At 58.5% G+C, this 26,230-nt stretch carries 21 protein-coding genes; 7 read left to right on the top strand and 14 right to left on the bottom strand.

What is annotated here, in order from left to right; translation table 11 throughout:
- Positions 1-19: 19 nt before the first annotated feature.
- The 3 genes from NWQ23_RS13990 to NWQ23_RS13980 all read right to left on the bottom strand — a co-directional run bounded on the left by NWQ23_RS13990 (position 20) and on the right by NWQ23_RS13980 (position 5,721).
- The gene (locus NWQ23_RS13990; RefSeq protein ID WP_306167003.1) at positions 20-1,282 is read right to left on the bottom strand and encodes an MFS transporter; all 1,263 of its coding nucleotides are present in this window, start codon (positions 1,280-1,282) and stop codon (positions 20-22) included.
- A 93-nt stretch (positions 1,283-1,375) separates the two neighbouring features.
- A complete protein-coding gene (queA, locus tag NWQ23_RS13985) occupies positions 1,376-2,428 on the bottom strand; it encodes a tRNA preQ1(34) S-adenosylmethionine ribosyltransferase-isomerase QueA (RefSeq protein ID WP_306167002.1) in 1,053 nt (350 codons plus the stop codon).
- Positions 2,425-5,721, bottom strand: coding sequence for an AsmA-like C-terminal region-containing protein (locus NWQ23_RS13980; RefSeq protein ID WP_306167001.1), 3,297 nt, complete (start codon positions 5,719-5,721; stop codon positions 2,425-2,427). The genes queA and NWQ23_RS13980 overlap by 4 nt, the downstream gene beginning before the upstream one ends.
- A 100-nt stretch (positions 5,722-5,821) precedes the next feature.
- On the opposite strand from NWQ23_RS13980, the gene bcp reads away from it, so the two are divergent.
- From bcp to NWQ23_RS13960, 4 genes are all read left to right on the top strand, one after another.
- Positions 5,822-6,289, top strand: a complete 468-nt coding sequence (gene bcp / locus NWQ23_RS13975) for a thioredoxin-dependent thiol peroxidase (RefSeq protein ID WP_306167000.1) — start codon at positions 5,822-5,824, stop codon at positions 6,287-6,289.
- A gap of 11 nt (positions 6,290-6,300) precedes the next feature.
- Positions 6,301-7,116, top strand: a complete 816-nt coding sequence (locus NWQ23_RS13970; RefSeq protein WP_306167009.1) for a ferritin-like domain-containing protein — start codon at positions 6,301-6,303, stop codon at positions 7,114-7,116.
- A gap of 140 nt (positions 7,117-7,256) precedes the next feature.
- On the top strand, positions 7,257-8,564 hold the full coding sequence (locus tag NWQ23_RS13965; protein WP_306166999.1) for a M23 family metallopeptidase: 1,308 nt from the start codon (positions 7,257-7,259) through the stop codon (positions 8,562-8,564).
- Positions 8,554-9,045, top strand: coding sequence for a polymer-forming cytoskeletal protein (locus tag NWQ23_RS13960; RefSeq protein ID WP_306166998.1), 492 nt, complete (start codon positions 8,554-8,556; stop codon positions 9,043-9,045). Before NWQ23_RS13965 ends, NWQ23_RS13960 begins: the two co-directional genes overlap by 11 nt.
- Positions 9,046-9,096: 51 nt before the next feature.
- On the opposite strand, the gene NWQ23_RS13955 is transcribed toward NWQ23_RS13960, so the two are convergent.
- The 4 genes from NWQ23_RS13955 to NWQ23_RS13940 form a co-directional block, all read right to left on the bottom strand.
- Positions 9,097-9,867, bottom strand: a complete 771-nt coding sequence (locus NWQ23_RS13955; protein ID WP_306166997.1) for a DUF2189 domain-containing protein — start codon at positions 9,865-9,867, stop codon at positions 9,097-9,099.
- Positions 9,846-11,222 carry an amidase gene (locus NWQ23_RS13950; protein WP_306166996.1) on the bottom strand — a complete coding sequence of 459 codons (1,377 nt, stop codon included), beginning with the start codon at positions 11,220-11,222 and terminating at the stop codon, positions 9,846-9,848. Before NWQ23_RS13950 ends, NWQ23_RS13955 begins: the two co-directional genes overlap by 22 nt.
- Positions 11,223-11,258: 36 nt before the next feature.
- Positions 11,259-12,383 carry a peptide chain release factor 2 gene (gene prfB, locus NWQ23_RS13945; RefSeq protein WP_306167008.1) on the bottom strand — a complete coding sequence of 375 codons (1,125 nt, stop codon included), beginning with the start codon at positions 12,381-12,383 and terminating at the stop codon, positions 11,259-11,261.
- Positions 12,384-12,461: 78 nt separating this feature from the next.
- On the bottom strand, positions 12,462-14,978 hold the full coding sequence (locus NWQ23_RS13940) for a penicillin-binding protein 1A (protein ID WP_306166995.1): 2,517 nt from the start codon (positions 14,976-14,978) through the stop codon (positions 12,462-12,464).
- Between the two features lie 156 nt (positions 14,979-15,134).
- Here NWQ23_RS13940 and NWQ23_RS13935 point away from each other — a divergent pair, with 156 nt between their 5' ends.
- On the top strand, positions 15,135-15,743 hold the full coding sequence (locus NWQ23_RS13935; protein WP_306166994.1) for a class I SAM-dependent methyltransferase: 609 nt from the start codon (positions 15,135-15,137) through the stop codon (positions 15,741-15,743).
- Here NWQ23_RS13935 and NWQ23_RS13930 read toward each other — a convergent pair.
- From NWQ23_RS13930 to hemA, 5 genes are all read right to left on the bottom strand, one after another.
- Entirely contained in the window at positions 15,740-16,894 is a 1,155-nt protein-coding gene (locus NWQ23_RS13930; RefSeq protein ID WP_306166993.1) for an N-acetylmuramoyl-L-alanine amidase, read from the bottom strand. The two genes, NWQ23_RS13935 and NWQ23_RS13930, sit on opposite strands and share 4 nt — an antisense overlap.
- Positions 16,891-18,036 (bottom strand): pyridoxal phosphate-dependent aminotransferase, encoded by a 1,146-nt coding sequence (locus NWQ23_RS13925; RefSeq protein ID WP_306166992.1) that lies wholly within the window; start codon positions 18,034-18,036, stop codon positions 16,891-16,893. Before NWQ23_RS13925 ends, NWQ23_RS13930 begins: the two co-directional genes overlap by 4 nt.
- 125 nt (positions 18,037-18,161) lie before the next feature.
- Positions 18,162-19,286 carry a flavodoxin-dependent (E)-4-hydroxy-3-methylbut-2-enyl-diphosphate synthase gene (ispG, locus tag NWQ23_RS13920; RefSeq protein WP_306166991.1) on the bottom strand — a complete coding sequence of 375 codons (1,125 nt, stop codon included), beginning with the start codon at positions 19,284-19,286 and terminating at the stop codon, positions 18,162-18,164.
- 78 nt (positions 19,287-19,364) lie between these two features.
- Positions 19,365-20,558 carry a helix-turn-helix domain-containing protein gene (locus NWQ23_RS13915; RefSeq protein ID WP_306166990.1) on the bottom strand — a complete coding sequence of 398 codons (1,194 nt, stop codon included), beginning with the start codon at positions 20,556-20,558 and terminating at the stop codon, positions 19,365-19,367.
- A 116-nt stretch (positions 20,559-20,674) separates the two neighbouring features.
- A complete protein-coding gene (hemA, locus tag NWQ23_RS13910) occupies positions 20,675-21,898 on the bottom strand; it encodes a 5-aminolevulinate synthase (RefSeq protein ID WP_306166989.1) in 1,224 nt (407 codons plus the stop codon).
- Between the two features lie 274 nt (positions 21,899-22,172).
- Here hemA and NWQ23_RS13905 point away from each other — a divergent pair, with 274 nt between their 5' ends.
- The gene (locus NWQ23_RS13905; protein WP_306166988.1) at positions 22,173-22,502 is read left to right on the top strand and encodes a 5-aminolevulinate synthase; all 330 of its coding nucleotides are present in this window, start codon (positions 22,173-22,175) and stop codon (positions 22,500-22,502) included.
- A gap of 242 nt (positions 22,503-22,744) precedes the next feature.
- Positions 22,745-24,118: a M20/M25/M40 family metallo-hydrolase gene (locus tag NWQ23_RS13900; RefSeq protein ID WP_306166987.1), complete on the top strand. Its 1,374-nt coding sequence runs from the start codon at positions 22,745-22,747 to the stop codon at positions 24,116-24,118.
- Between the two features lie 45 nt (positions 24,119-24,163).
- Here NWQ23_RS13900 and NWQ23_RS13895 read toward each other — a convergent pair whose 3' ends face one another.
- Positions 24,164-25,789: a serine/threonine-protein kinase gene (locus tag NWQ23_RS13895; protein WP_306166986.1), complete on the bottom strand. Its 1,626-nt coding sequence runs from the start codon at positions 25,787-25,789 to the stop codon at positions 24,164-24,166.
- Positions 25,790-26,019: 230 nt separating this feature from the next.
- On the bottom strand, positions 26,020-26,230 hold a 211-nt coding region (locus tag NWQ23_RS13890), incomplete at its 5' end, for a hypothetical protein (protein ID WP_306166985.1).

The raw sequence follows: 26,230 nt of genomic DNA, 5'->3' as shown, positions 1-26,230 counted from the left end.
TGACAAACGGGCCACAGATTTAGTGCCGCGCATCCTCGTCGTCTTCTCCGGCTTCGATATAGACTTCCTGCGCAAGCTCTGCGGCGACCACCGTTGATGCGGCCGAGACCGGCGCGTAAGGCACAGTCTCGAGATCGCTGGTATCGCGTTTTCGTTGCGTGGCGCGGTACAGGCCATAGCACCCGATCGCAGTCATCAGGAATGCGGTAAACAGCCAGAAACCGTTGTCCCCGATGGAATCCATCATCACGCCCACAATCAAAGGCCCGGCAATCGCACCCACGCCATTGATGAACAAAAGCCCGCCCGAGGCCGCGGCCATATCGGATTTATCAAGATAGTCGTTCACATAGGCGATCAGCAGCGCATAAAGCGGGTTCGACGTCCCGCCCAAAATCGCGCCACTCAGCACGATCAAGAAAAAGTTGCCGGGGACAAGAAACGCGATCATCGACCCTGCCGCCCCGACAAAGGCGATCCAGATGATCAAGACACGGCGATCCATACGGTCAGACAGCCACCCGATGGGGTACTGCAAGACAAGGGCCGCCACATAAATCGCCGAAACAAAGAACGAAATCTCGCCCACAGTCAGGCCCACTCTGCTGCCGTAAACCGCCGACATGCCGAACTGTGCGGCAAAAACGCCGCCCAGCATGAACATGCCGAAACAGGCCAAGGGCGAGGCCCTGATCAGTTCCTTGATCCGCATCGGCTTTGTCGTATCAAAGGCAGGCATCGGGCGCACCGACAGCAGGACAGGTGCAAAGGCCAGCGACACCAGGATTGACGGAATGATGAACAGAACATAGCCGGACACATCACCCATGCTTACGATCCATTGGGCAAAAACGATCCCCGCCATCTGCACGATCATGTAAAGCGAAAGCGATTTCCCGCGGTTTTCATTGCTTGACGCATCGTTCAGCCAACTTTCAGCGGTGATATAGACGCCGCAAAAGCAAAAACCGATGATCACGCGCCCGATGGCCCAAGCCCATGGTTCAACCAAGACCGGATAGGCCACCAGCACCGCCGAAATCATCGAGCCGAGCGCCGCAAAGACCCGCACATGCCCGACGCGGCGGATCAGCTCTGGCGTATAGCGCGAACTGAACAGGAATCCGAGAAAGTAGGCGGACATCACGATCGAAAGCGCCAGCGTGCTGAAGCCTTCCTGCTCGCCGCGCAGTCCCAGCAACGTCCCCTGAAGGCCGTTGCCGACCATCAGCATGAACATGCCAAGAAACAAAGCCCAAGAGCCGGTGAGAACCTGTAGCATCGTGTGCCCTTTCGTGCGTGCAGACCCGTGCTATGACACGAATCTACCCTAAAGACACCCTACCGAAGCGACCCTGCTGCGTCTAATCGCGCCTCATCGCGCAGGAAGCAAGAGCGAGCTGTCCCCGTAGGAAAAGAACCGATACTCCTGTGCGATGGCATGGGCATAGATATCGCGAATCGTGTCAACGCCCATCAACGCCGATACCAGCATCATCAATGTCGATTTCGGCAGGTGGAAATTGGTCATCAAGCCGTCCGCCATCTGGAACCGGAACCCCGGCATGATAAAGATGTCAGTCGGTCCAGTCCAAGGCTGCATCTGCCCGTCCTGTGCCGCACTTTCGATCAGGCGCAGCGCGGTTGTCCCGACCGGAATGAGTCGCCCGCCAGCGGCCTTCGTCGCGTTTATTTCAGCGGCGGCCTGTGGTGTGACCTCGCCCCATTCCGCGTGCATCTTGTGATCGCGCACATCGTCCACCTTGACCGGCAAAAACGTGCCCGCGCCCACATGCAGGGTCACATGGGTAAACTGCACGCCTGCTGCCGCCAAAGCCTCGAGCAGCGGTCCGTCAAAATGCAGTGATGCCGTAGGGGCCGCAACCGCCCCTGCATGGCGCGCCCAGTAGGTCTGGTAGTCGTCCATGTCTGCGGCATCGGCAGGCCGTTTGGCCGCGATGTAAGGGGGCAATGGCATTGCGCCCACGGCCGCCAAAGCAGCGTCGAAATCATCGCCCTTGAGATTGAACTGCAAGACCCCCTGCCCGTCTTCGCGGCCAGTGATCGTGGCTGAAAGATCATCCGAAAACACGATGACCTCGCCATCACGGATTTTCCGCAAGGGTTTGATCAGCGCGGACCACGCGCCATCGGCACGGGGCTCCAGCAATGTCACCTCGATCTGTGCTGCGGTATCGCCTGCCTCTCCGGTGCGATGGCGCAGGCCGGTCAGTCGGGCGGGAATGACTTTTGTATCATTCAGGACCAGTCGGTCGCCCGAGCGCAAAATCTGCGGCAGTTCGTGCACGATCCGGTCGGCGATTGTGCCGCCTTGCGCCAGCAGCAACCGGGCAGAGGATCTGGGCCGCGCAGGGCGCGTTGCGATCAGCCGTTCTGGCAGATCAAAATCAAAGTCGCTCAGTTTCATTGGGAAATATCCGGTGCCGGTCTGCGAAAGATTTCCCGGAACATGCCGGGTGTGAGGACGGAAAGCGGGTTCACACTGACCCGCGGCGCATCTGACGTGCCGCCGATGGTGTAATTGAACCCTATCAACCCCTCGCCCCGCCGCGTCAGGAATGAGCCGATACTGTTGACAAGGAAAAACGGTGACAAGACGCCCTGCAGATCAAGTTGTTTGCTGGCGAGCGTGTAAATGCCATCAACCGAAATGCCAAGACCCGGACCGACGGCACTGGCCTGTGACACAATCACCTGCTCTGGGGTCAGCCGGAAACGGGCGTCCACCTCGTTGAAGGCCAGTCCCTGCCCGTCCATCTGCTGCAAAAGCCCCACAACGCTGATCGCGTCCAGAAGCGCTGCGATCGCCGGCGCGTCGCGCACGCGAATATCCCGCACCGCCAAGGTGCCATCAAACGTTCCCGCGTCGCGTGCGGGCAATAATGTCAGATCAATCGCGCCGCCTAGCGCATTCTGCATCAAGCCGGCGGCCCGCAAGACGCCCCCTGCGTCATCACTGCGCAATCGCACGGCCGAACGCCCGTCACGGGGGGCCACCGTGCCCTGCACAGTGGCCGCGCCATTCAGTTGGCCGCGAAATTCGCCCCGGAACCCGCCGTCGCCGCGAAAATCACCGCGAAACCCTGTCAGTGCGATCCCTTCTGTTACCTGCAAACGGTCCAGCGCGATCGTCACCGGACCACCATCCTCTGTTCCGCCACCAAAGCGCGCGCGCCGCAGATCAAGCGTACCGCCGTTAATCTCTACTCCCAGAGGAATACCCGCTCCGCGCCCGCGCAATGTGATAGGGGCATTCAACCAGTCACCCACCCGCACAGAGCTGAATTGGGCTGTCTCCAACCGCCCTGCCGCATCAAGATTGATCCGCCCCGCCGCCTGAAGCCCGCCGCCTCCGATCTCGAGCGCATCAATCGTCGGGACAGCGCCCAAGGTCCCGCTCACGCGCAGGTTTCCCGGCGTCTGGGGACCTTTTGACCAGCCCACGGCAGGCAAACCAACCGTCATGCCCAGCAAATCCGATGTCAAAGCAAACGCAGGAGGTGCGCCGGGCAGGAACGTGATGGCAAGCTCGCCAGAGCCATTGCCGCCAATCGTCCCGGGTGGCAGCGCTATCCCGAATTCATCAAGGAAGGCTTGCGACAAACCCACATCGGCAAGCACACGGCTGCCCTGTCGCGCGGGATCGCCAAAGCGCTGATCCCATGCCCCGATTGCAGTAGCAGCACCAATCCGTGCAGGTCCCGCGATATTGATCCCCGCGCGGCTGGCCGTCACCTGCAAGCGAGGTGCCGCAAAACTCCGCCCCGGCACGAGTGTTTCACTCCGGACACCCTGCAAATCCGAGGTCATCGCAAAAAGGATACTGCCGGGATCAGGGCGCGGCTGAAGCGGCCATGTCACCTCACCCCGCGTGCGCGCCCGTCCGTCGGCAATCGTCACGGGTAAATTGGCCTTGTCCATATATTCAAAGGGCGGCTGGTTCAGGATCGACAGCGCCGCTGTGACCGTGCTGTCGATCTCCAGATTGAGGATGGCAGGCGACGGATTGCGCCGCATATCAACAATGGTGAAATCCGTGCCTGCCAATTGGAGCGGCCCCCCTTCGGGCGCCTGCACGATCCCCTTGTCAAGGCTTACAACAAATTGGTGGTTCTCGATGCTGGCCACGCCCGATGCGCCCGTGATCGGCGGCAGTGACCGCAGAAATCTGACAGAACTGCCTTCAAACCCGAAACCCAAAGCAAATTCTGTTTCGCGCTCTGGCCTGATCCGCAATCCGGTGACCAGGCTGTTGATCCGCCCTTCTGACAGATTGTTGGCGACCCATTGCCGCGTGCGCGGTTTCATCGACATCGGCCAGAAGGCGACAAGCCGTTCCGGTGCGATCTGATCGACCTGCGCATCAACCGCAAGCTGCCAGCCCGCATCTGTTGCGGCAACTTCACCGCGACCGCGCAAACGGGTGTCTGCGTCGATCAGCACGACCTCGCCGAATTCCGCACGGAACGGATCAAAGCGCACACGCAGATCAACAGCGATTTCCGGCACCTCGGGTGGTGTGTCGAAAAACCCCGGAGGGTTAATGGCCACATCACGAAACGCAAATTGCGCCAAAAGCGCCCGTGGCAAGCCGTCCCTGAATTCGCGCAGATAGGCATCGCCACTTGCGCTCAGACTACCCCATGCCGTCTGGATGCTCATCTCGGAAAAAGAGATGCGATCGCGGACCGGATCATAGGTAAAATAGGCTTTGGCGTCGTTAAAGGCGACAGGCTGGGTGGCGGGATTGGGCTGGAACACGCCCTGCCCGATTTCCAATGTCGCGTTCAAAGGTCCCAGCGCACCATCGCTATCAAGGCTTGTGCGCATTGCAGCCGTGATCGGCGCCTCGACGTCGCGCAACCAACTCAGTGCAGGAGATTGCGCGGCGATATCGCTTGCGATCGCATTGCTGAGATTCAGACCGACTTGTGCTGAACGGCTACCCCGGGGACTGACGTAAGAGAGGTTCACTTCTGTTACCTCGGCGCGGCCCGAAAGCAGTGAAAAATTGCCGCGGATTGCTGTCTCGCCGCCGCGCAGATCAAGCGCCAAAGAGCCACTATCCACAATCCAGCTGCGCCCCGCACGCGCATCATCAAAGTTGACGATCACGCCCTCGGCACGCACCGTCTCGAGCGCCTCGAGTGCGGGGCGTTCAAAGACCTGATCGAACTGGTCCAGCAACTCTGGCACAGACCGCGCCTGCCCCAGATCATTTCCCGCTGCCGACAAGGCGAAAGACACATCGCCATTTGTGGCGCGACGCAGATTGATCTGGGCACCGATCAAGCGCACCTCCTGCATCAGAACATCTTGTTGAAAGATCAGCCCGCGTGGCGAAATGCGCCCTTCGACGATCGGCACGCGCGTCAGCGTCAGGCCGCCCGCGTCAACCAGCCGCGTATCCACCAAGCGCACGGTCGGGTGCAAATCACGACCGATCCGCAAAGTGATGGACCCGAACTCCAAAGTCGTATCCACCAACATGTCGTCCGCGCGGGCCTCGATCTGTTGCGTGATCCAACTGGGCGCCGTGATGTCGCGTTCGATCAGCATCACTGCCGCTGCCGCAAGGAAAACCACAGGCAACAGACACAAGACCAATCCAGCACGGAGCCAGAAAAACCACGGGCGCAAGCCATTCCGCTTGTCGGGTGGTTCTGGCACAGTTTTGGTTTCAGACTCTGTTTGGGTCATTGTCACTCGTCATCGGCAGAATTGCCTGCCATTGGGCTTTATCTTTGCCTGTCACGGGCTAAAACAAAACCCAGAATGCCGACCTTATGAAGGACAGACCATGACACTACCAGCGATCGGCGAAACAGCGCCAGACTTCAACCTGCCCCGCGACGGAGGCGAGACCGTCTCTTTGTCCGATTTCAAGGGCAAGAAAGTGGTACTCTACTTCTATCCCAAAGACGACACACCCGGATGCACCAAAGAGGCGATTGGCTTTACCGAAAGCGTCGATGACTTTGCAGCGCTCGATACGGTGATCCTTGGGGTCTCCAAGGACAGTGTGACCAAACACGAGAAGTTTGTAGGCAAATATGACCTCAAGATCGCGCTTTTGTCGGATGAAGAGGGCGATGTCTGCGAGCGCTATGGCACTTGGGTGGAAAAGAGCATGTACGGGAAAACCTATATGGGGATCGAACGTGCGACCTTTCTGATTGATGCAGAAGGCAAGATCGCGCAGATCTGGCGCAAGGTGAAAGTGCCCGGTCACGTCGATGCCGTGCGTGAAGCCGTCAGCGCCCTGTGACCCTGACCGAGATGGCGGTGGCCGTCCTGACCACCGCAGACGGACGCGAAAAGACAGCATTGTCGCGCCGCTATGCCGCGATATGGCAGGCCGCGCGCAAAACCGGCACCGTGATCGAGATCGGCAGTGCAACGCCTCCGCTGCGCCCTGCGCGACCAGCCGCACCTGTGCTGCTTGACCCGCGCGACGTCCCCCACCGCAAGCCGGGGACAGAGGCAGGACGCATCGCGTTGCTCCATGCTGTGGCCCATATCGAACTGAATGCGGTTGATCTGCATTGGGATATCATCGCGCGGTTCTCGCATGTCCCATTGCCGCCTGGTTATTATGACGACTGGGTCAAAGCCGCTGATGAAGAATCAAAACATTTCAATCTGGTATGCGACTGCCTTGAAGCACTGAACAGCCATTACGGCGCCTTGCCGGCCCATGCGGGCATGTGGCGGGCAGCAGAGGATACAGCCCAGGACCTGATGGGGCGCTTGGCCGTTGTGCCTATGGTGCTGGAGGCGCGCGGCCTGGATGTGACGCCGGGCATGATCAAGCTTTTCAAACAGGCAAAGAATATCCAGGCGGTCGCAGCGCTCGAAACGATCTATGGCGAAGAGGTGCACCACGTGGCCTACGGGTCAAAATGGTTTCATTTCCTGTGCGGACGGCATGATCTTGACCCGACAGGGGTCTTTCATGATCTGGTACGCAGGTATTTTCACGGCAACCTCAAACCACCATTCAACGAGGAAAAGCGCGCAGAGGCAGGAATTCCGCCCGATTTCTACTGGCCACTCGCAGGGACAGGGCATGTTCGCTCAGGCGGGGACACATAATAGGCAATTCCTCGCGCAAGCCCCAATTATTGCCTGTTGTCTGCGCAAAAATCTTGCAGCTATGGGCTGAGGCACTTAAACGGTCTGAGACAAAACCGGCCGGGCAACGGTAAGGCTAACGGGACAGGACGGGAAACATCGTGAGATCACGCATTACGACACGCATACATGCGATGCTGGAACGGGTGTTCCCGGAAAAACGACTGTTTCTGCGCTCGGATACCGAAACACGATTTATCCGCCTCAGACCGGAAACCCAGCTGGTCGCATGGACCGGCAGCATCATCGTGGTTGCATGGACAATTATCGCCACGGCAATTTTGCTGATGGACAGCATCGGGGCCGGAAACTTTCGCGCGCAAGCGCAGCGTGATCAATACACATACGAGCAGCGCCTCAATGCGCTTTCAAGCGAACGCGACGCCCGCGCGATGGAGGCTTTGGCCGCACAAGAGCGGTTCAATTCGGCCCTCCAGCAGATTTCGATCATGCAAAGCGAACTGCTCGCCACCGAGGAAAAACGGCGCGAGCTGGAAACCGGCATGGAAGTCGTCCAAGCCACCCTACGCAACACAATGCGCGCACGTGAAGAGGCCAGACGTCAACTGGCCGCACTTTCCGGAGATGGTGACAACGCGCCCGCAGATGTGACCGGTGCAGAAGCCGCCGGGACGATGGGGCTTTTGTCCGCAGCGCTTGCCGAAACTGCGGCAGAACGCGATCAGATCGCATCGGACGCGGAATCTGCGATTGAACAGGCGCAAGACATGCAATTGGAATTGCGGCTCTTGCAGGAACGCAACGACCAGATTTTCCGCCAGTTGGAAGAGGCTATGCTTGTCTCTGTCGAACCGCTTGATGAAATGTTCCGCGCCGCTGGCATGAATCCCGACACGCTGATTGATCAGGTCCGCCGCGGCTATTCCGGCACGGGAGGCCCCCTGACACCGATCCAGTTCTCGACCCGCGGCCAAGAGCCCGACGCGGATGCCTTGCGCGCCAATGCAATCCTGTCGGCGATGGACCGGATCAACCTCTACCGGATTGCCGCCGAAAAAGCGCCCTTCTCGATTCCGGTGAAGTCGAATTTCCGCTATACCTCAGGCTTTGGCCCTCGCTGGGGACGGCTGCATGCTGGCACCGACTTTGCCGCGCCGATCGGCACGCCGATCTATGCAACCGCTGACGGCGTTGTGACAGAGGCGGGCTGGTCTTCAGGCTATGGACGCTTGATCAAGATTAGACATGACTTTGGTATTGAAACCCGATACGCGCATTTGAATGCAATGGACGTGCGCGTTGGTCAAAGGGTCTCGCGTGGCGATCGAATTGGTGCTATGGGGAATTCTGGTCGTTCCACCGGACCCCACCTTCACTACGAGGTCCGTGTCAACGGCAACCCCGTCAACCCCATGATCTATATAAGAGCTGGACAAGATGTTTTCTAAATCAAAAATCAACGAGCCCGGGCCAAAAGCGTCCGATACTGATGCGACAAAAGCCCCGGATGCTGCAAAGCCCGCTGGTTCTGATTTCAAGCCATCTACGCCAAAGGCCAAGCCGGCACCTTCCGTTTTGTCATCTGATCTGCTGATCACTGGCAATCTGAAGACGACAGGCGATATTCAGGTCGAAGGTCAGGTTGAGGGTGATATCCGCGCCCATCTTCTGACCGTTGGCGAAGGCGCCACCGTCAAAGGTGAAGTCGTCGCAGACGATGTTGTGGTCAATGGCCGCGTCGTGGGCCGCGTGCGTGGCCTCAAGGTCCGCCTGACATCAACCGCGCGTGTCGAGGGTGATATCATCCACAAGACAATCGCGATTGAATCCGGTGCGCATTTCGAAGGCTCTGTGCAGCGTCAGGACGATCCGCTGACAACTGGCTCCAAGAAGATGCCAACCGCAGCAGCGGCACCAGAAGTAAAGTAATCCGCGCAGAACGGTTTTACGAAGGGCGCTCTTTGGGGCGCCCTTTTTGCATTATACCAAGGCCCGCCGGTACAAATGCCACGTCGCATGACCCAGGATCGGCAACACGACCATTAGCCCCAAAAACCACGGCAGCAATGCCAAAAATGACAACACAGCGATCACCATCGCCCAGACCAGCATCACCATCAGGTTCTCACGCACAGCCCTGACGCTTGTCAGCATCGCCGTCACAAAATCAACTTCGCGGTCCAGTACCAGCGGCAGGCTGACCACGGTTATCGCGAAAAGCAAGAACGCCAGCACCGCGCCGATGCCCAATTCGACCGCGATCATCATCAGCCCGTTCGGGGTCAAAAAAGCCTCGAGGCTCTGGCTGACATTCGTCATCGTCGACAGGCCCATGAACAGCGCAAAGATCATATGCGCCAGGAAGGTCCAAAACAGAAAATAGATTACGATGATCGCACCCAGCCATGGCAATTGCCGTGTGCGTTCGTGCCAGACGATGCCCAGAACACCGCGCCATTCCAGAGCTTGGCCTGCCTCCATCCGGCGGCTGACCTCGTAGAGGCCGGCAGCAGCAAACGGCGCAACAAGTGGAAACCCCAAGGACGTGGCCAAGGTCCAGCTTACATGCCCTGCCCCGAACCAGATCAACACGAATCCGCCAACCACATAGACCGCGCTGAAAAACAAACCGAACTGCGGGGCACGGCGAAAGTCCCGTAGACCTGCACGCAATATTTCGGCGATGTCCGCCAATGCCAGTTTGCGGAACCTGATTGCATCGCCTGCGCCTATGATGTCGCTTTGTACCATGCCTGACCCAATTGTAGCACACCAAGGTCGTCTCCGCGATGCCCCGCGATCTGAAGCCCCATGGGGCGTGAACCAGCCATCGGAACCGCCACGCAAGGCAGGCCGATCAGGCTGACGGGGACCACAACTTCCATCCAGCGGTGATAGGTATCCATCGCAACGCCTGCGATCTGCTTGGGCCAGTCCCAAGCTATCGGGAAAGGCCAGCACTGGGCTGTGGGCAGAACGAAAGCATCGTAATCTTGAAACAAAGCATGCGCTGCGCGGTACCAGTCCGACCGCAGCGTGCTGGCCCTTTGGATCGCTGCACCGCTCAGGGCGCGCCCTTTCTCGACCTCCCAGATCGCTTCGGGTTTGAGCGCATCGCGTGTTTGGGGGTTGTCATAGATCGGCCCCAACTTTGCGGCATTGGCCCATGCCCGCAGCACTGTCCAAGCCTCCCAGAGGGCAGCAGCCTCAAAGGGCGGCGCCACCGCCTCTACGGTGCAACCCAACGCGGTAAAGCGCTTCACCCCCTCCGCAGCGCAGGACAGGACACCGTCCTCCATCGGATATGCCCCGCCCCAATCGCCGAGCCACGCAATGCGGCGGCCCGATACATCAACATCAAGATCGCTTTGGCAATCCACCCGCGGCAGAGGCAAAGGGCGGCGCGGGTCCGGACCTGACTGCACCGCCAGCAAGAGCGCCAGATCACGCGGGGACCGCGCCATCGGGCCGTCGGTCGAAAGCTGGTGCATGAACAGATCGCCCGCAGGCTCTGCGGGAACCCGCCCCCAAGTGGGGCGCATGCCGTAAACACCGTTCCAGCCAGCCGGATTGCGCAAACTGCCCATCGCGTCAGAGCCATCAGCCAGACACACCATATGCCGCGCAAGTGCGACTGCCGCGCCGCCAGAAGACCCGCCCGCCGTATGGTCGGGCACTGTGGCGTTCTGCGTCGCACCGAAAACAGGGTTGTAGGTATGGCTGCCAAGGCCGAACTCGGGCGTGTTCGTCTTGCCGATGATGATGGCGCCTGCATCCTGAATCCGCTGCACCCAGACGTCGCTGGATACGGCAGGCTTGCCAGCAAACAGCGGAGAGCCTTGCGATGTCGGAATGCCGGCAACATTTGCCAGATCCTTGATCGCCATAGGCACGCCAAAGAGCGGGCCTTTCGTGGCAGATTGATCTGCCGCACGAGCCTCTTGCAAAAGTATGTCCGGATCGCGCAAGGACACAATCGCATTGTATTGGCCATTCTCTGCCGCGATGCGCGCCAGCGTCGCCTGCATCACCTCGACAGCACTCAACTGGCCTTTGGCCAAGGCTGCGATCAGGTCGTGCGCGTTCCATGTCAGAAAATCGGTCATAACCTACCAAACCGCGCGCGCGCGCATTTGGCAAGCTTACTCTGCGTTGGCCTCGGCGCGGCTCTTGCCGGCGACATCCATCGCCAGTGTGGCCCCCATGAACCCGTCCAGATCACCGTCAAGCACGCCTTTGGTGTCCGAAGTCTCGTGGCCCGTCCGCAGGTCTTTGACCATCTGGTAGGGCTGCAGGACATAGGACCGGATCTGGTTGCCCCAGCCTGCATCGCCTGCATTCTCATGGGCCTCGTTGACGAGCGCAGAGCGTTTGTCCAATTCCATCTGATACAAGCGCGACTTGAGCGCCTTCATCGCGATGTCCCGGTTCTGGTGCTGCGATTTTTCGGAACTGGTGACGACAATCCCCGTGGGCAAGTGCGTGATACGCACGGCCGAGTCGGTGGTGTTGACGTGCTGACCACCGGCACCTGACGACCGATAGGTATCAAGACGGATATCCGAGGGGCTGACCTCGATCTCGATATTGTCATCCACCACCGGATAGACCTTCACCGAGGTAAAGGAGGTGTGGCGCTTGGCGGCACTGTCGAAGGGCGAGATACGCACCAACCGATGCACGCCGCTTTCGGACTTCAGCCAGCCATAGGCGTTGTGCCCGCTGATCTTGTAGGCGGCAGACTTGATGCCCGCCTCGTCACCGGCTTGCTCGGATTGCAACTCGACCTTATAGCCTTTTTTCTCGGCCCAGCGGACATACATCCGCGCCAGCATATTGGCCCAGTCGCAGCTTTCCGTACCACCCGCCCCTGCGTTGATCTCGAGGAAGGTGTCGTTGGCGTCCGCCTCACCATCCAGCAGCGCTTCCAGCTCTTTCTGTGCGGCCTTCACACGAAGCGCCTTGAGTGCTGTCTCTGCTTCGGCGACGATCTCGGCGTCCTCTTCCATCTCGCCCAATTCAATGAGTTCGATGTTGTCCGAGAGTTCCTGCTTGATCCCGTCGTAATTGGCCAAAGCATCGACCAGCATCTGCCGGTCGCGCATCAGTTTCTGCGCTGCCTCGGGATTGTCCCAAAGCGCCGGATCTTCGACACGGGCGTTGAATTCCTCCAACCGGTGCGCTGCGGTTTCATGGTCCATCCGCTGCGCAAGCAGTGAAAGAGACTTTTCAATCGCCTCTACTGTTGTCTGGATTTCTGCGCGCATCATGCACCTGTCGTCGTTTGTTGGGATTCAAATGTCAGGGGTTCTTACAGCGCTGCCCTGCCCGCCACAAGCGGCAGGTCAGTAAAGACCACCCGATGACAAAGTGCCGAATGTCGCCTTTTCACCAACGGTAGCTGTCTCACCGGTCGAGGTGGTGACCTGACGCTGGGTGCGGGGGACTTCATCAAACAAGGGCAAGTCCGCGGCCATCGCAAAACCACCGTCAAACATGATGCCAAAGAGTGGCTCTTCGCCGGGGCGGAAACACTCGGCGATGACATTGTCGCCTGTCGCCTCTGGCGGAAGCCGGGCCCCGCTGAAACGGTCGATATTGATAAACTGGCAGTCGGCAGGCACCCGGAATGGACCAGCGCCGTATTTCTCGATTGCTTCGGTCATGAACCGGTTAAAGACAGGCCCACACATGCCGCCGCCTGATGCGCCACGGCCCAGAGAGCGTGGCGTGTCATAGCCGATGTAACAGCCTGCCACGATATTGGATGAAAAGCCGATGAACCAAACATCTTTGGCATCATTTGTTGTACCGGTCTTGCCTGCAATCGGCACTGGCAAATTCACTGTCCCGCTCGCTGTGCCACGATCCACCACGCCCTTGAGCATCGAGGTCAGCTGATAGGCCGTTATCTCGTTCATCACGCGCGTGCGGTTGGTCATGATCCGGGGCGCATCGCCTGCTGGCAAGGAGGCCTGATCGCAGTCCACACAGGTCCTCTGGTCATGGCGATAAACGGTATGGCCAAACCTGTCCTGCACGCGGTCCACCAGCGTCGGCTCGACCCGCTCACCGCCATTCGCGAACATGGCATAGGCCGCCACCATCTTGAAAAGCGTCGTCTCATCCGAGCCAAGCGAGGCCGCCAGCACGCGGTTCATATTGTCATAGACACCAAAGCGTTCGGCATAAAGACCGACAGTGTCGATCCCGATTTCTTGGGCCAGACGGATCGTCATCAGGTTCCGCGACCGCTCGATCCCGGTGCGCATGGGCGTCGGGCCATAAAACTGGTTTGAGGCATTGCGCGGACGCCAGACACCTTGTGGTGTGTTGATCGTAATCGGCGCATCCACGATGATCGTGGCAGGCGAATAACCACTGTCCAGAGCCGCCGCATAGACGAAGGGTTTGAACGACGACCCCGGCTGGCGTTGCGCTTGCGTGGCGCGGTTGAACACCGAGTGCTGATAGCTGAAACCACCCTGCATCGCGATCACACGACCGGTATTGACGTCCATCGCCATAAAGCCGCCCTGTACTTCGGGCACCTGCCGCAACGACCAGCGTTCAAAACTGCCGTCATCATTCAAAAGGCGGCGCACATGCACCACATCACCGGGCGTAAAGTTGTCAAAGAAATCACCCGTCAACCACCGGATATCGGCGCGGGGCACAACAAAGGGCTCATCTTCGGTTTCTTCCACGCCCTCGATCCCGATGGTGAGGGTGTTCTCTGCCACCTCGCGGATCACCGCGGGGTACCATGTCCCGTCAAGATCGATATCGCGCGGCAAAGTCAAAGCGGCGAGCGCGGCGCGCCATGCCGCATCATCGCCCAAAGTCTCTTGCGGGATGACCTCGCCAGTGCCGCGCCAGTTCCCTGACCCACGGTCATACTCTTCCAGCGCACGCTGGAGCGAATGGGCAGCGGTTATTTGCAGATCGGGATCAACAGTCGCGCGGATCGACAAACCGCCGGAAAAGAATTCCTCTTCGCCAAAGTTCTGGCTGAGCTGACGGCGGATTTCGTCGGTAAAGTAATCACGTTCGGGAAGGCTTTCACGGAAATCCGTGTAGTCCCCGCCTTGCACAGACAAAAGCGGCGCGTTGCGTTCGGTCTCATAGGTTGTTTGATCAATATAGCCGTTCTCGAACATCTCGCGCAGGGTGTTGTTGCGCCAGAAAACCGCAGCCTCGCGATCACGGACCGGATGGCGATTGCTTGGAGCCTTTGGCAGCGACGCGAGATAGGCCGCCTCGCCCGCCGAAAGTTCTGACAGGGGCTTGTTGAAATAAGTCAGTGCAGCAGCGGTCACGCCAAAGCTGTTCTGACCGAGGAAAATCTCGTTCAGGTAAAGTTCAAGAATACGCTCTTTCGGCATCGCACCTTCGATACGCACCGCAAGAATGATTTCCTTGATCTTGCGCTCGACAGAACGCGACCCGTCCAGCAAGAAGTTCTTCATCACCTGCTGGGTGATGGTCGATGCACCACGTAAGTTCTCGCCACGCGATTCCACCGCATCGACAACAGCCGCAACCATGCCCATCGCGTCATAACCGGCATGTTCATAGAAATTCTTGTCTTCGGCCGAGATAAAGGCCTGCTTGACGATGTCCGGAATTTCCTCGGCAGGTGTGAACAACCGGCGCTCGACGGCAAATTCGTCAATGATCTGCCCCTCACCGGAATAGATCCGGCTGATGGTCTTGGGGGTGTATTGCGACAATGTCTCGTAACTGGGCAGGTCGCGACCATACATATAGAGCACGCCACCGATACCCAGTGCCCCCATGAAAAGACCCAGGGTGATCAGCGTGAAAAGACCGCCAAAGAACGAAAGAATAAAGCGCAACACGAGTTGGTACGAGCCCTTATGATTTCACAAGCTTATACCTGTCAAAGCCGTGATGGTCAAAAGCCGATATGCCGGCTTCGGCCGGAAGATGCCAGCAAAGCGATCACTTTTGATTGCGCCATTGTGCCGGATCACCGCAAGTGGCATCTGACAGCGATGAAAGCAGATGATGTCATTGCCACATACGAACGCATCGGTGAAATCTGGGCGCAGCAACGTCGTGTCGATCTGATCGAGAAAGCGTGGCTTGACCGGATGCTCAGCACGGCACCCCGCAGCGATGGCAAACTGCGGGTTCTTGATCTGGGCTGCGGTTCCGGGCGTCCGATCGGCAGCTATCTGGCGGACCGCGGCACGCGCGTGACCGGTGTCGATGCCGCCCACACGATGACAGCGCTTTACGCAAAGAATGTCCCGCAGGCGCGGACCATCGCAGCCGACATGCGCGGCCTTGCGCTGGATCAGCAGTTCGACGCCATTCTGGCATGGGACAGTTTCTTTCATCTGGGCGCAGATGATCAGCGGCAGATGTTCGCGACCTTTGCCGCGCATGCAGCACCGCATGCGGCATTGCTGTTCACATCGGGCCACATGGCCGGCGAGGCGATTGGCCAAGTCGCCGATGCCCCGATCTATCATGCGTCACTGGATCCAGAGGCCTATCGCGCATTGCTCAAGGACGCTGGGTTCAGCGTTTTGCGCTATACCCCCGAAGACCCCGCCTGCGGACATCACACGGTCTGGCTCGCGCAGTTCCGGCCCTAGCGCGCCATCAAGGCAACCGTATCCCGAATGGCCCGCGCGATGCGCGCGCGGCCCTCTGCGGTGGCCAGCACCGCGCGGTCTTCTGCATTCGACAAGAACCCGGCCTCGATCAGCACACTGGGAAAATCCGCCGCCGTGAGTACGGCAAACTGGCCTTCGCGGCGGGGTCGCGCGTTCAGCCGCACCCCTTCCGTCCGCATGGACGCCACCAGCGCATCGGCAAAGCGGCGTCCGGCAGGTCCGGTTTCAGCGCGTGCCAGATCCATCAGCGCGGTGGCAACGCGGTCGCTTGCAGCGTTCAAATCAACACCGGCAAGAAGGTCCCCGCGCTCGTGCCGTTCGACAATCCTTTGGGCCGCAGCATCGCCGCCATCAGCGGACAGCGTGTAGACAGTCGCACCGCGCGCCTCGTCTTCTTCCAGCGCATCCGCATGGATCGACAGAAAAAGGTCAGCCCCCACTTGCCGCGCAAAAGTCAGACGTGCCGAAAGTGGCACGAAAGTATCGGTCTCGCGGGTCATGACGGCACTTACCCCATCCAGCCCGTTGAGCATCACAGCCAGTTCGGCGGCCATGATCAGCATCAGATCGGCCTCTTTGATGCCGCCCTGAATTGCGCCGGGATCAATGCCGCCATGACCGGGGTCGATCACGACGACGAAATCTTCGCTGTCGGCCAGTCTTGCCGCGGCTTGGGGATCAAATCCTGTCACCACATCCCACCCCGGATCAGGTGGCGCACCGGCCGCGGCGGCAAATTCCGCTTCGGTCGCGCGGGCCAGAACAATCCGCAGGTCAGCGCCGTCAGGCACGGTCACCATCCCTGCCTCTGTGATGACCAGAGGCTCTGCCAGATCAACCACCATGCGCGACCATCCGGGGCGCAAAGGGCCAAAGCGGACGGCCATTGCCCGATCACCCGACAAGATGTCCCCGGGCGTCAGACCGTCAAAGCTGACCCCTTCGAAATCCACCACCAACCGGCGCGGATCATCCAGCGTGAAGGCGCGGTAAGGTGTGATGGCAGCCAGTCCCAGTGCGACCTCGAGCGTCCACCAGCCGTCCTTGACAGCGGTGCGCGCGGGATCAACGGCAACCTGCGCAAAGGCGCTTTGCGCCAGCAGAAAAAGGGCCACACACCAGCGGATCATGTTTGCCGCTCATGCATAAAGCGTGCGAGCCGGTCAAGGCCTTCGGTGATGTCTGCCGTGGCGCGGGCGTAGGAAAAGCGCAGCCAATGGTGACCGCGGGATGCATCAAAATCCAACCCCGGCGTGACCGCAACGCCTGCCTTCTCAAGAATTTCCGCCGCAAATGCCAAGGCATCGTCCGTATGGTCGGACACATCCACATAGACATAAAACGCGCCATCTGGCGGCGCAAAGCGCGTCAGGCCCGCCGCCTTTAGCCCCGCAATCATCAGAGCGCGGTTTGTGGCATAGACCGCCTTGTTCACCTCTAGTTCGTCGGTGCAATCCATCGCATGCAAAGCCAACCTTTGGGCGGCGTGCGGGGCGCAGATAAACATATTCTGTGCCAGACGTTCGATCCGGCGCACGTGATCCTGGGGCACGATCATCCAGCCCACGCGCCATCCGGTCATCGAGAAATACTTGGAGAATGAGTTGACGACATAGACCTCATCAGTGACCTGCAAGGCGGTCACAGGCGAAGTGTCATAGTCGATCCCGTGGTAAATCTCGTCCGAGATGAGCGCCGCTCCGCGCCCATCGCATGCCGCTGCCAAAGCCGCCAAAGCGTCCTGATCCAGCATTGTTCCTGTCGGATTGGCCGGCGAGGCAACGATAAGCCCATCCAGATTATACTGCGCCACATCAGAGGGCAAAGGCTGGAACCTTTGCGCGAAAGTTGTGGGGATATCGACCGGTGTCAGGCCCACGGCCTTGAGGATCTGGCGATAGGACGGATAGCAGGGTGTGCCCAAACCCACGCGGGCGTCATTGTCAAAAAGCGCAGAAAACGCGAGCAAGAACGCGCCGGATGCGCCGCTGGTGATGACGACGCGGGCAGGATCAATCGTGACGCCGTACCACTCCGCATAATGCTGGGCAATCCGCGCCCGCAGCTCTGGCAAGCCAAGACCGACGGTATAGCCAAGCGGGTTGCTCATCTCGGCCATGAGTTTGGTTTTGGCGGCTTGCGGCGCGCCGGTTCCGGGCTGACCGACCTCCATATGGATGATGTGGCGACCGGCAACCTCTGCTTTGCGGGCAGCTTCCATCACGTCCATCACGATAAACGGATCAACATCACCTCGCATTGAGTGTCGCATGGCCTGCCTCGCTTGTTTTGACGCCTGTTTGCCCGCGCAAAGTGGGTGGCGTCAATGCCGAAGACGGCATACGGACGGCGGAATTGGCCTCGGTTTGAAAAGGATAAGGTGGATCTTGCGCCACTTTACTCCGCGGCCAAGTCGTTCTGCGCTTCCAGCTCGGCGGCCTTCTTTTCCACCTGCGCCACGATATGTTCGATCATGTCATCGTTGGATTGCTTGTGACTTTGCTTACCCGCCAGATAGACCATCCCAGATCCGGCACCGCCGCCCGTAAAGCCCACGTCGGTCATCAGCGCCTCTCCGGGGCCGTTCACCACACAGCCGATAATCGACAGCGACATCGGCGTCTTGATATGCTCGAGCCGCTTTTCCAAAGCCTCGACCGTCTTGATCACGTCAAAGCCCTGCCGCGCGCAGGACGGGCAGGAAATGATGTTCACACCGCGGTGGCGCAGGCCCAAGGATTTGAGGATCTCAAAGCCCATCTTCACCTCTTCCACCGGATCGGCAGAGAGCGAAACACGGATCGTATCGCCGATCCCCATCCACAGCAGATTGCCCATGCCGATGGCGGATTTGACGGTGCCGCTGATCAATCCTCCTGCTTCGGTGATGCCAAGGTGGATCGGCGCATCGGTGGCCTCTGCCAACTGCTGATAGGCGGCAGCGGCCATGAACACGTCAGAGGCTTTGCAGGATATCTTGAATTCGTGAAAATCATTGTCCTGCAAAATCTTGATATGATCGAGACCGCTTTCGACCATCGCATCGGGGCACGGCTCGCCGTATTTATCCAGCAGATGCTTTTCCAGGGAGCCCGCATTCACGCCGATCCGGATCGAACAGTTATTGTCGCGCGCGGCCCTGATCACCTCTTTGACGCGCTTCTCGTCGCCGATGTTACCGGGGTTGATCCGCAGGCAGGCAGCCCCCGCCTCTGCCGCTTCGATCCCGCGCTTATAGTGAAAATGGATATCGGCCACGATCGGCACAGAGACTTCGGGCACGATCAGTTTCAGTGCGGCACTTGAAGCCTCGTCAGGCACAGAGACCCGCACGATATCGGCGCCTGCATCGGCCGCAGCCTGAATCTGCGCGATTGTGCCTTTCACATCCGTTGTGAGCGTATTGGTCATGGTCTGCACCGAAATCGGCGCATCCCCTCCGACGGGGACATTGCCAACCATGATCTGACGGGATTTCCGGCGATAGATGTTACGCCAAGGGCGGATATGGTTCATCGACATCAGACTGCTTTCGAATTCAGGTCATTTGACCCCAACCTAAGCAGCAAAACCGATCTCAGCAAGCAGATGCGGATGCGATTATTCGTCCACGACCGCTTCGGCGACATTGACGATCTGTGCCAGATCGTTGTCCGCAGCCAGATCCGCAATCTGGTAGGTCTCGGTCAGGCTTGCGACGGTCAAGGCGACATCGGATGTCACGACACCTGCCGGACCCACAGGCCCGTAGTGCACGCCGTTCACCGCAAAATACATCGCACCGCTTTCGCCCACACGCAGCGTTGCAGGTTCTTCGGTGGCCGGAATAACAAAGTTCTGTCCCGGTTCCATAACGCCTTCAAAAATCACGGTGCCATCCGCAGCACGCACCCGCACCCAAGCCGGACGCACAGCCACAAGCTGAAGCTCTGGCACATCCGGTTCAACGACCTGCACGGCAGGTCCCTCGGGCAGGTCAAGGCCTGCGATTTCGGTCACAGCCGTCGCGGGAATGCCCGCATCGGGGACCAAGGCGCCAATCGTGCCCGGCCGGAGCGTGGAGATCGGCGCGTCACGGGCAACAAGCACCGGCACGTCAAGCGCCTGCGGACGATACAAACGGTCAAAAGCCGCAGCGGAAGGCGCTTCCAATCCGGCAAGAGCATCACCTACCTCGATGGCGTTGGTCACACCCGCCAAAGGATCAAGGTCAGAGACAACGACAGGGGTCTGATCGACCGGCGCAAACTGTACCTTCTGCACCTCTTGCAACACGGTCCAACCGCCATAGCCAAGTCCGCTGATCAGCGCGACCAGCACCAGAACTGATCCCACCGCACGCGGCTGAATACCAGAAAGGACGGCATCGCCTGCCGGAATGAAAGGTGTCGCGGAAGCCGAAAAAATATCTTTGCCAAGTGGCACGGCCGAAGGATCGAAACTCTTGCCCTTCAGCGACGACGCCTCGGCTGACATCCCATGGGCCGTGGCAAACCCACTTTCTGCGCAGAATGCGGCAAAGGCTTGATCGGGGTCCATATTCAGGTACCGCGCATAGGACCGCACGTAACCAGCAATAAAGCCCGGGGTATCGAATGCCGAGGGGTCTGCGTTTTCAATGGCTGCGATATAGGCCGCCTTGATCTTGAGTTCGCGCTGCACATCCAAAAGGCTTTTGCCCATTGTCGCGCGCTCGCCGCGCATCAGGTCACCAAGCCGCAGTTCGTAGTCGTCAAACCCTTTGGCTTGAACGTCCTCAGACTCCTCCGCACGCTTGAAGGTCTTCCCGATCATCGACTGTCCCGTCGCTTAATGCCCCTAAGTGTAAACAATGATACGAATCGATACGCCATTAACACTTAGACAAGAATTAACACGACGACAGGAGTTATGCACAGGCTGAAAAGTACTTAGCCTGCCAACTCAGCACGATTCAGCGCACAATGTGACCAAAGGCCATCCAAAGCGCCTACTAAAGCATCTAGTTCACGAGGGCCGTGTACTGGCGAGGGTGTAAAGCGCAACCGCTCGGTGCCGCGCGGCACTGTTGGGAAGTTGATTGGCTGCACGTAGATGCCAAACTCGGAGAGCAGCATGTCGGACAGTTTTTTGGTGTGAACAGGGTCGCCCACGATCAGCGGCACGATGTGACTGCCATGATCAATGATCGGCAAGCCCAGCCCCTTGAGCCGCAGTTTGAGGATTTTCGCCTGTGTCTGGTGCTGGGCGCGCAAGTCCTGATCCGTCTTCAAATGCGCGACACTGGCTGCCGCACCTGCCGCAACCGCAGGCGGCAGCGATGTCGTAAAGATGAAGCCCGGCGCATAGGAGCGTATCGCATCACACATTTTTGCAGATGCCGCGATGTAACCACCCATCACCCCGTAGGCTTTGGCCAGAGTGCCGTTGATGATGTCGATGCGGCCCATCAACCCGTCACGCTCTGCCACGCCAGCCCCGCGCGGGCCGTACATCCCCACCGCATGCACTTCGTCGATATATGTCAGCGCGCCGAACTCATTGGCCAGATCACAGATGGCTTCAATCGGCGCGAAATCCCCGTCCATGGAATAGATCGATTCAAAGGCGATGATTTTGGGGGCGGCAGGATCGTCTGCGGCCAGCAGTTCGCGCAGATGCGCCACATCATTGTGGCGGAAAATACGCTTGGCCCCACCATTGCGGCGGACGCCTTCGATCATCGAGGCATGGTTCAGCGCGTCGGAATAGATGATCAGGCCGGGAAACAATTTGGGCAGTGTGGATAATGTCGCGTCATTGGCGATATAGGCCGAGGTAAAGAGCAGCGCGGCTTCCTTGCGGTGAAGATCGGCAAGTTCCGCTTCCAGCCGTTTGTGATAGACGGTTGTCCCGGAAATATTGCGCGTGCCGCCAGAGCCGGCACCTGTGGCGTCAATCGCTTCATGCATGGCCGCCAGCACGACAGGATGTTGGCCCATCCCCAGATAGTCATTGCCGCACCAGACGGTCACAGGCGCTTCGGATCCGTCAGGCTTGCGCCATGTCGCATGCGGAAACTGTCCGCGCTTGCGCTCGATATCGATAAAGGTCCGGTAACGGCCTTCTTGGTGCAAACGGCTGATCGCTGTGTCCAGTTGGGCGGTATAATCCACTGATACGTCCTTCTTCTTGTCGTCTCAAAGCCACAAGGACTCGGGCTTTGAATCGTTCTAAGCTGCATATAGGGCAGATCGCCCCCGAACAAGACGCTACAAACTGTCGCTGCCCTGCTGCTTTTCTAGGCCAGTCAAAAATACACAACCGTGATCTGGATCAATAAATGGGCAGGAATGGAAAACCTGACTTTACGTAAAGCCATGCTCTCTCGCAGGATCGCAACAGGCTCCGGATGTGTTCGGAATGCCGGTTCAAGAGTGAGAAAGCCCAATGACCCAGTTTTTGCCCTTGGTTTCAGCACCTGTTCTGATCTTGATTACGGCGCTGAGCTACACGCTCGCGACCGTCGGCATGAAGCTGGTTTCACAGGATACTGTCCCAATGGGGGCCGCGCTTCTGATCTTGGGGCTTGTCGTGGCCGTTCTTGCCGAGATCGCCTTGCTGCGCAAAACCGATCTGTCGATTGTCTACATCACAATTGTCGCCTCCGAGACGATACTGGTGCTGCTATACGCCGCCATGATCGGTGAAGGTTTTGGTCTGCGGCAAGCGACCGGGGCTGCATTGGTCGTTGCAGGCCTGCTGGCCGTTTCTGTCTGAGGCACAAGCAAGCCGTCAACTTGTGCGGACAGGTGGCGCAAGACGACCGCGATGCAGAGCCTCTCTCGCCAAGTCGGGTTTCAGCGGATCGACCGCGACGAGGAAAGTCATAGTGCCACCCGTTTTCCCGCGCTCGCGCGGGAATTGAGATATTTTCAACTGGATCTTTCAGCACATCGCCTTGACCTCTCGTGTAAAGAGGACAACCTTGCGGCCAAACCCCTCTCAAAAAGGCCGCCCCCATGACACTCGACCCTGTCCTCGCCCGTATCGACGCAGACCTGCCGCAAGCGACCGAGCGTTTGTTCGAATTGCTGCGCATTCCGTCGATCTCGACCGATCCCGCCTACAAGGGCGATTGCGATACAGCAGCAGACTGGCTGGTGGCCGATTTGGATTCCATCGGGTTCGATGTCAGCAAACGGCCGACCCCCGGCCATCCGATGGTCGTGGCGCATTCAGGCGGCACAGGTCCACATGTCCTGTTTTACGGCCACTACGATGTACAACCGGTTGATCCCCTTGAATTATGGGACCGTGACCCCTTTGATCCGCAAATCGAGGACACGCCCAAAGGTAAGGTTATCCGCGGACGCGGCACCGCCGACGACAAGGGCCAGTTGATGACCTTTGTCGAAGCCTGCCGCGCATGGAAGGCCGTCCACGGCAGCTTGCCGATGAACATTTCGATGTTCTTTGAGGGAGAAGAAGAATCAGGCTCGCCCTCCCTCGTTCCCTTCATGGAAGCCAACCGCGAAGAACTGACCGCCGATATCGCGCTGATTTCGGACACGTCGCTTTATGATGAAAACACGCCGTCGATCATGACGCAGTTGCGCGGGCTTCTGGGCGAAGAGATCACGATCACAGGGCCGAACCGCGACCTGCATTCGGGGATGTATGGCGGGATTGCAATGAACCCTGCCCGGGTGCTGGCGCGCATCATCGCGTCATTGCACGATGATCAAGGGCGTATCACCGTGCCGGGCTTTTATGACGGGGTGCCTGAACTCTCCAATGAACTCGCGGCGGCTTGGGATGACCTGAAATTCGATCACAAGAAATTTCTGGGCGAAGTGGGTCTTTCTGAACCCGCAGGCGAGGTCGGCCGGCGTCCACTGGAAATGATCTGGTCGCGCCCGACCTGCGAGGTGAACGGGATTTGGTCCGGATATACCGGTGAAGGGTTCAAAACGGTCTTGCCATCCAAAGCATCGGCCAAGATCAGTTTCCGGCTTGTGGGCAAGCAGGACCCGCTGAAAATCCGCGCGAGCTTTCGCAAGATGGTGCAAGACATGCTGCCGGCCGACTGCACTGTCAGCTTTAAGGACCACAGTGCCAACATGGCCTCTGTGATGACAACCACGCATCCGGCCTTCAATCAGGCGCGCAAGGCGCTGTCCGATGAATGGCCCAACGCCGCGGCCTATACCGGCGGTGGCGGCTCCATCCCCATCGCGGGGCATTTCAAGGAGATCCTCGACATGGATACAATGCTGATCGGCTTTGGCAAAGACGACGATGGCTTGCACTCGCCAAACGAAAAGTTCGACCTGTCATCCTTCCACAAGGGCATCAGATCGTGGGCGCGTATTCTTGATGCAATGAAGGCGTAAGATACGTCTTTTGCCAGACAGCACTCTCGGGGCTCTGAACGCGACTTACGGTTGCGGGATGAGTGAATTGCTTCCCGGAGTTCGGACATTTTTGTTAAGTTGAAGGATCATGTCACGATCATTCAAATCTATTCTGCGAACGTCTTGCCGTCCTTCACAGCTGATCTCGATCGGCGAGTACGTCTGAAAGAAATCACTGCGGCAAAAACCTTGAAGAGAAAACACGACGGTCCAGCTGCCATCTTCTTTCATCCGTTCCTGGTTGACTGCGATGAATGAGGCCAAGATGACTACAAAGAAGCCGATAAAAATATAAAGCGGCCCCGGATTGCCAGATCTGCGGCGTCGCGATTTGCGCGTGTCCTTGGCCTGATAATAGGCAGCGATTTCCGATTGTGCCGATCTTACATCCGCGCTTTGCTGTGCAGCATGGCGGCCCTGCATCACTTGCTCTTGGGCCTCTGGAATGTCTGCGACAGTTTCAAATATCTCGCTGTCTTCCGCGTCGTCCAGTTCCGTCAGATCCGTCTTGGCAAGCAACTCTTCAGTTTCGCGATTGAATTCATCGCGCCAAACCGGCTGTTGCCCCAGATCAACGGCGTATTCATTACGGCGGAGAGGTTCAGGGCGGGCCACCGGTTGCGCGCCCAACACCTCTTTGTTGGTTTGCGAAACAAGCTCACCCAGCGAGGTCGGCTGTTGTGGGCTTGGGGTTTCGGTGACCGATCTGCGCACGACATCATTGGTCGCGAGCAGTTTGAGCCAATCCCGCGTGGTTTGAATCCGTTTCGACGGTACCAAAGAGAGCGCCTTGTCGACCGACTCGAGAAAACCGCTCTTGTAACCCTCAAACCGACCAGCCAGAGGCACGCAGGGGTCCGGCCGTTCCGCTTGCAGTTCTGCGCTGCGGAACTGGCTGCTGGGAGGCGCTTCACCAGCGACAAGGTGATAGATCGTCCCGCCCAACGCATAAAGATCGCTTGCCGGACTATGCGCAGCCCCTGAAACGTAAAACTCGAAAGGCGAATATCCGTCCTTCACGAACAAGAGCGATGTGTTCACTCTTGTGCGTTCCGAGGCAAATTCGCGCGCAGAACCAAAATCGATCAGTGTTGGGCGACCACTGTCAGACAGCAGGATATTGTCTGGCGAAATATCACGATGCAGAAGGTTCTGATCATGAACAACCGTGAGTGCACTCAGGATATCCGTCAGAATTAACTCGATCTCGTCAGGGGTGAACGTTCGATCATGCTCTTCGATGATGTCCAGCAAATCGGCACCATCAATCAGATCAAGAACCATGTAGGCCGTCTTGTTCTCTTCAAAGATGGCATAGACATTGACAATATTGGGATGCGACAGCCGCGCAATACTGCGCGCCTCACGGACAAACATTTCGACGCATTTGCTAAAATGCGGGCCATGGCTTGGTGAGCGGACAGCAAGATCAAGGCCATCGCGGTAGCAGATGCTTTCGGGAAAGCACTCTTTTATAACGACATAACGTTCGAGTTGCAGATCTTTTGCGAGGTAGGTGATACCAAAACCACCCTGTCCCAGCGATCGCTCTACAACATAGTTACCGCCGTTCAACAGCGCGCCAGCGGCCAGAGCTTCGCCAGAGGCAAAACTATCCTGATCAACACCTAAGACACGCGTTGGTTGCATTACCCTACCAATAAAATGTTTAAAACCGAACCAAATCTGTGCGAGATTTAGTCCACTTCAATGGCTGAGTGAAGTTTTTACGCTAATTTTCAAACATTAAGCGACAATTGCGCAACTGCTAATCTCAGACATTACAACAATCCCGACTGGGGCTGCGCCTTATCGCATATTCGGAAACGATCTTTGCGGATTGCTTTCGGTCGGCTTGCGCGCGCGCTGGCGGATCAGCTTCAAGTGTTGCCGGCAAAGGCACCGTCGGCATCAGGCTTGCCTGATTTTCCGGCTCTGACCTTGGCGCGCCCCACAGGGAACTGCGTAGCGGTGCGCAGGGCACGGCAAAAAAGGCGCAGGAAACCAGACGCATGTTTTTGACAGCAAATCGGGAAAATGGCGCGGTTGACGGGGCTCGAACCCGCGACCCCCGGCGTGACAGGCCGGTAC

Origin of the sequence: Yoonia sp., from assembly GCF_030731595.1 — a bacterium.
GTDB lineage: Bacteria > Pseudomonadota > Alphaproteobacteria > Rhodobacterales > Rhodobacteraceae > Yoonia.
This window is presented reverse-complemented; position numbering and strand designations above follow the sequence as displayed.

What these genes read in the sequence shown, in the direction of transcription:
- prfB (WP_306167008.1), bottom strand. Translation starts at nt 12,383, where the DNA reads ATGCGCGCAGAAATCCAGACAACAGTAGAGGCGATTGAAAAGTCTCTT.
- NWQ23_RS13980 (WP_306167001.1), bottom strand. Translation starts at nt 5,721, where the DNA reads ATGACCCAAACAGAGTCTGAAACCAAAACTGTGCCAGAACCACCCGAC.
- NWQ23_RS13925 (WP_306166992.1), bottom strand. Translation starts at nt 18,036, where the DNA reads ATGCGACACTCAATGCGAGGTGATGTTGATCCGTTTATCGTGATGGAC.
- NWQ23_RS13895 (WP_306166986.1), bottom strand. Translation starts at nt 25,789, where the DNA reads ATGCAACCAACGCGTGTCTTAGGTGTTGATCAGGATAGTTTTGCCTCT.
- bcp (WP_306167000.1), top strand. Translation starts at nt 5,822, where the DNA reads ATGACACTACCAGCGATCGGCGAAACAGCGCCAGACTTCAACCTGCCC.
- NWQ23_RS13930 (WP_306166993.1), bottom strand. Translation starts at nt 16,894, where the DNA reads ATGATCCGCTGGTGTGTGGCCCTTTTTCTGCTGGCGCAAAGCGCCTTT.
- NWQ23_RS13960 (WP_306166998.1), top strand. Translation starts at nt 8,554, where the DNA reads ATGTTTTCTAAATCAAAAATCAACGAGCCCGGGCCAAAAGCGTCCGAT.
- NWQ23_RS13905 (WP_306166988.1), top strand. Translation starts at nt 22,173, where the DNA reads ATGACCCAGTTTTTGCCCTTGGTTTCAGCACCTGTTCTGATCTTGATT.
- NWQ23_RS13935 (WP_306166994.1), top strand. Translation starts at nt 15,135, where the DNA reads ATGAAAGCAGATGATGTCATTGCCACATACGAACGCATCGGTGAAATC.
- NWQ23_RS13950 (WP_306166996.1), bottom strand. Translation starts at nt 11,222, where the DNA reads ATGACCGATTTTCTGACATGGAACGCGCACGACCTGATCGCAGCCTTG.
- NWQ23_RS13955 (WP_306166997.1), bottom strand. Translation starts at nt 9,867, where the DNA reads ATGGTACAAAGCGACATCATAGGCGCAGGCGATGCAATCAGGTTCCGC.
- ispG (WP_306166991.1), bottom strand. Translation starts at nt 19,286, where the DNA reads ATGTCGATGAACCATATCCGCCCTTGGCGTAACATCTATCGCCGGAAA.
- NWQ23_RS13900 (WP_306166987.1), top strand. Translation starts at nt 22,745, where the DNA reads ATGACACTCGACCCTGTCCTCGCCCGTATCGACGCAGACCTGCCGCAA.
- NWQ23_RS13970 (WP_306167009.1), top strand. Translation starts at nt 6,301, where the DNA reads ATGGCGGTGGCCGTCCTGACCACCGCAGACGGACGCGAAAAGACAGCA.
- queA (WP_306167002.1), bottom strand. Translation starts at nt 2,428, where the DNA reads ATGAAACTGAGCGACTTTGATTTTGATCTGCCAGAACGGCTGATCGCA.
- NWQ23_RS13990 (WP_306167003.1), bottom strand. Translation starts at nt 1,282, where the DNA reads ATGCTACAGGTTCTCACCGGCTCTTGGGCTTTGTTTCTTGGCATGTTC.
- NWQ23_RS13915 (WP_306166990.1), bottom strand. Translation starts at nt 20,558, where the DNA reads ATGATCGGGAAGACCTTCAAGCGTGCGGAGGAGTCTGAGGACGTTCAA.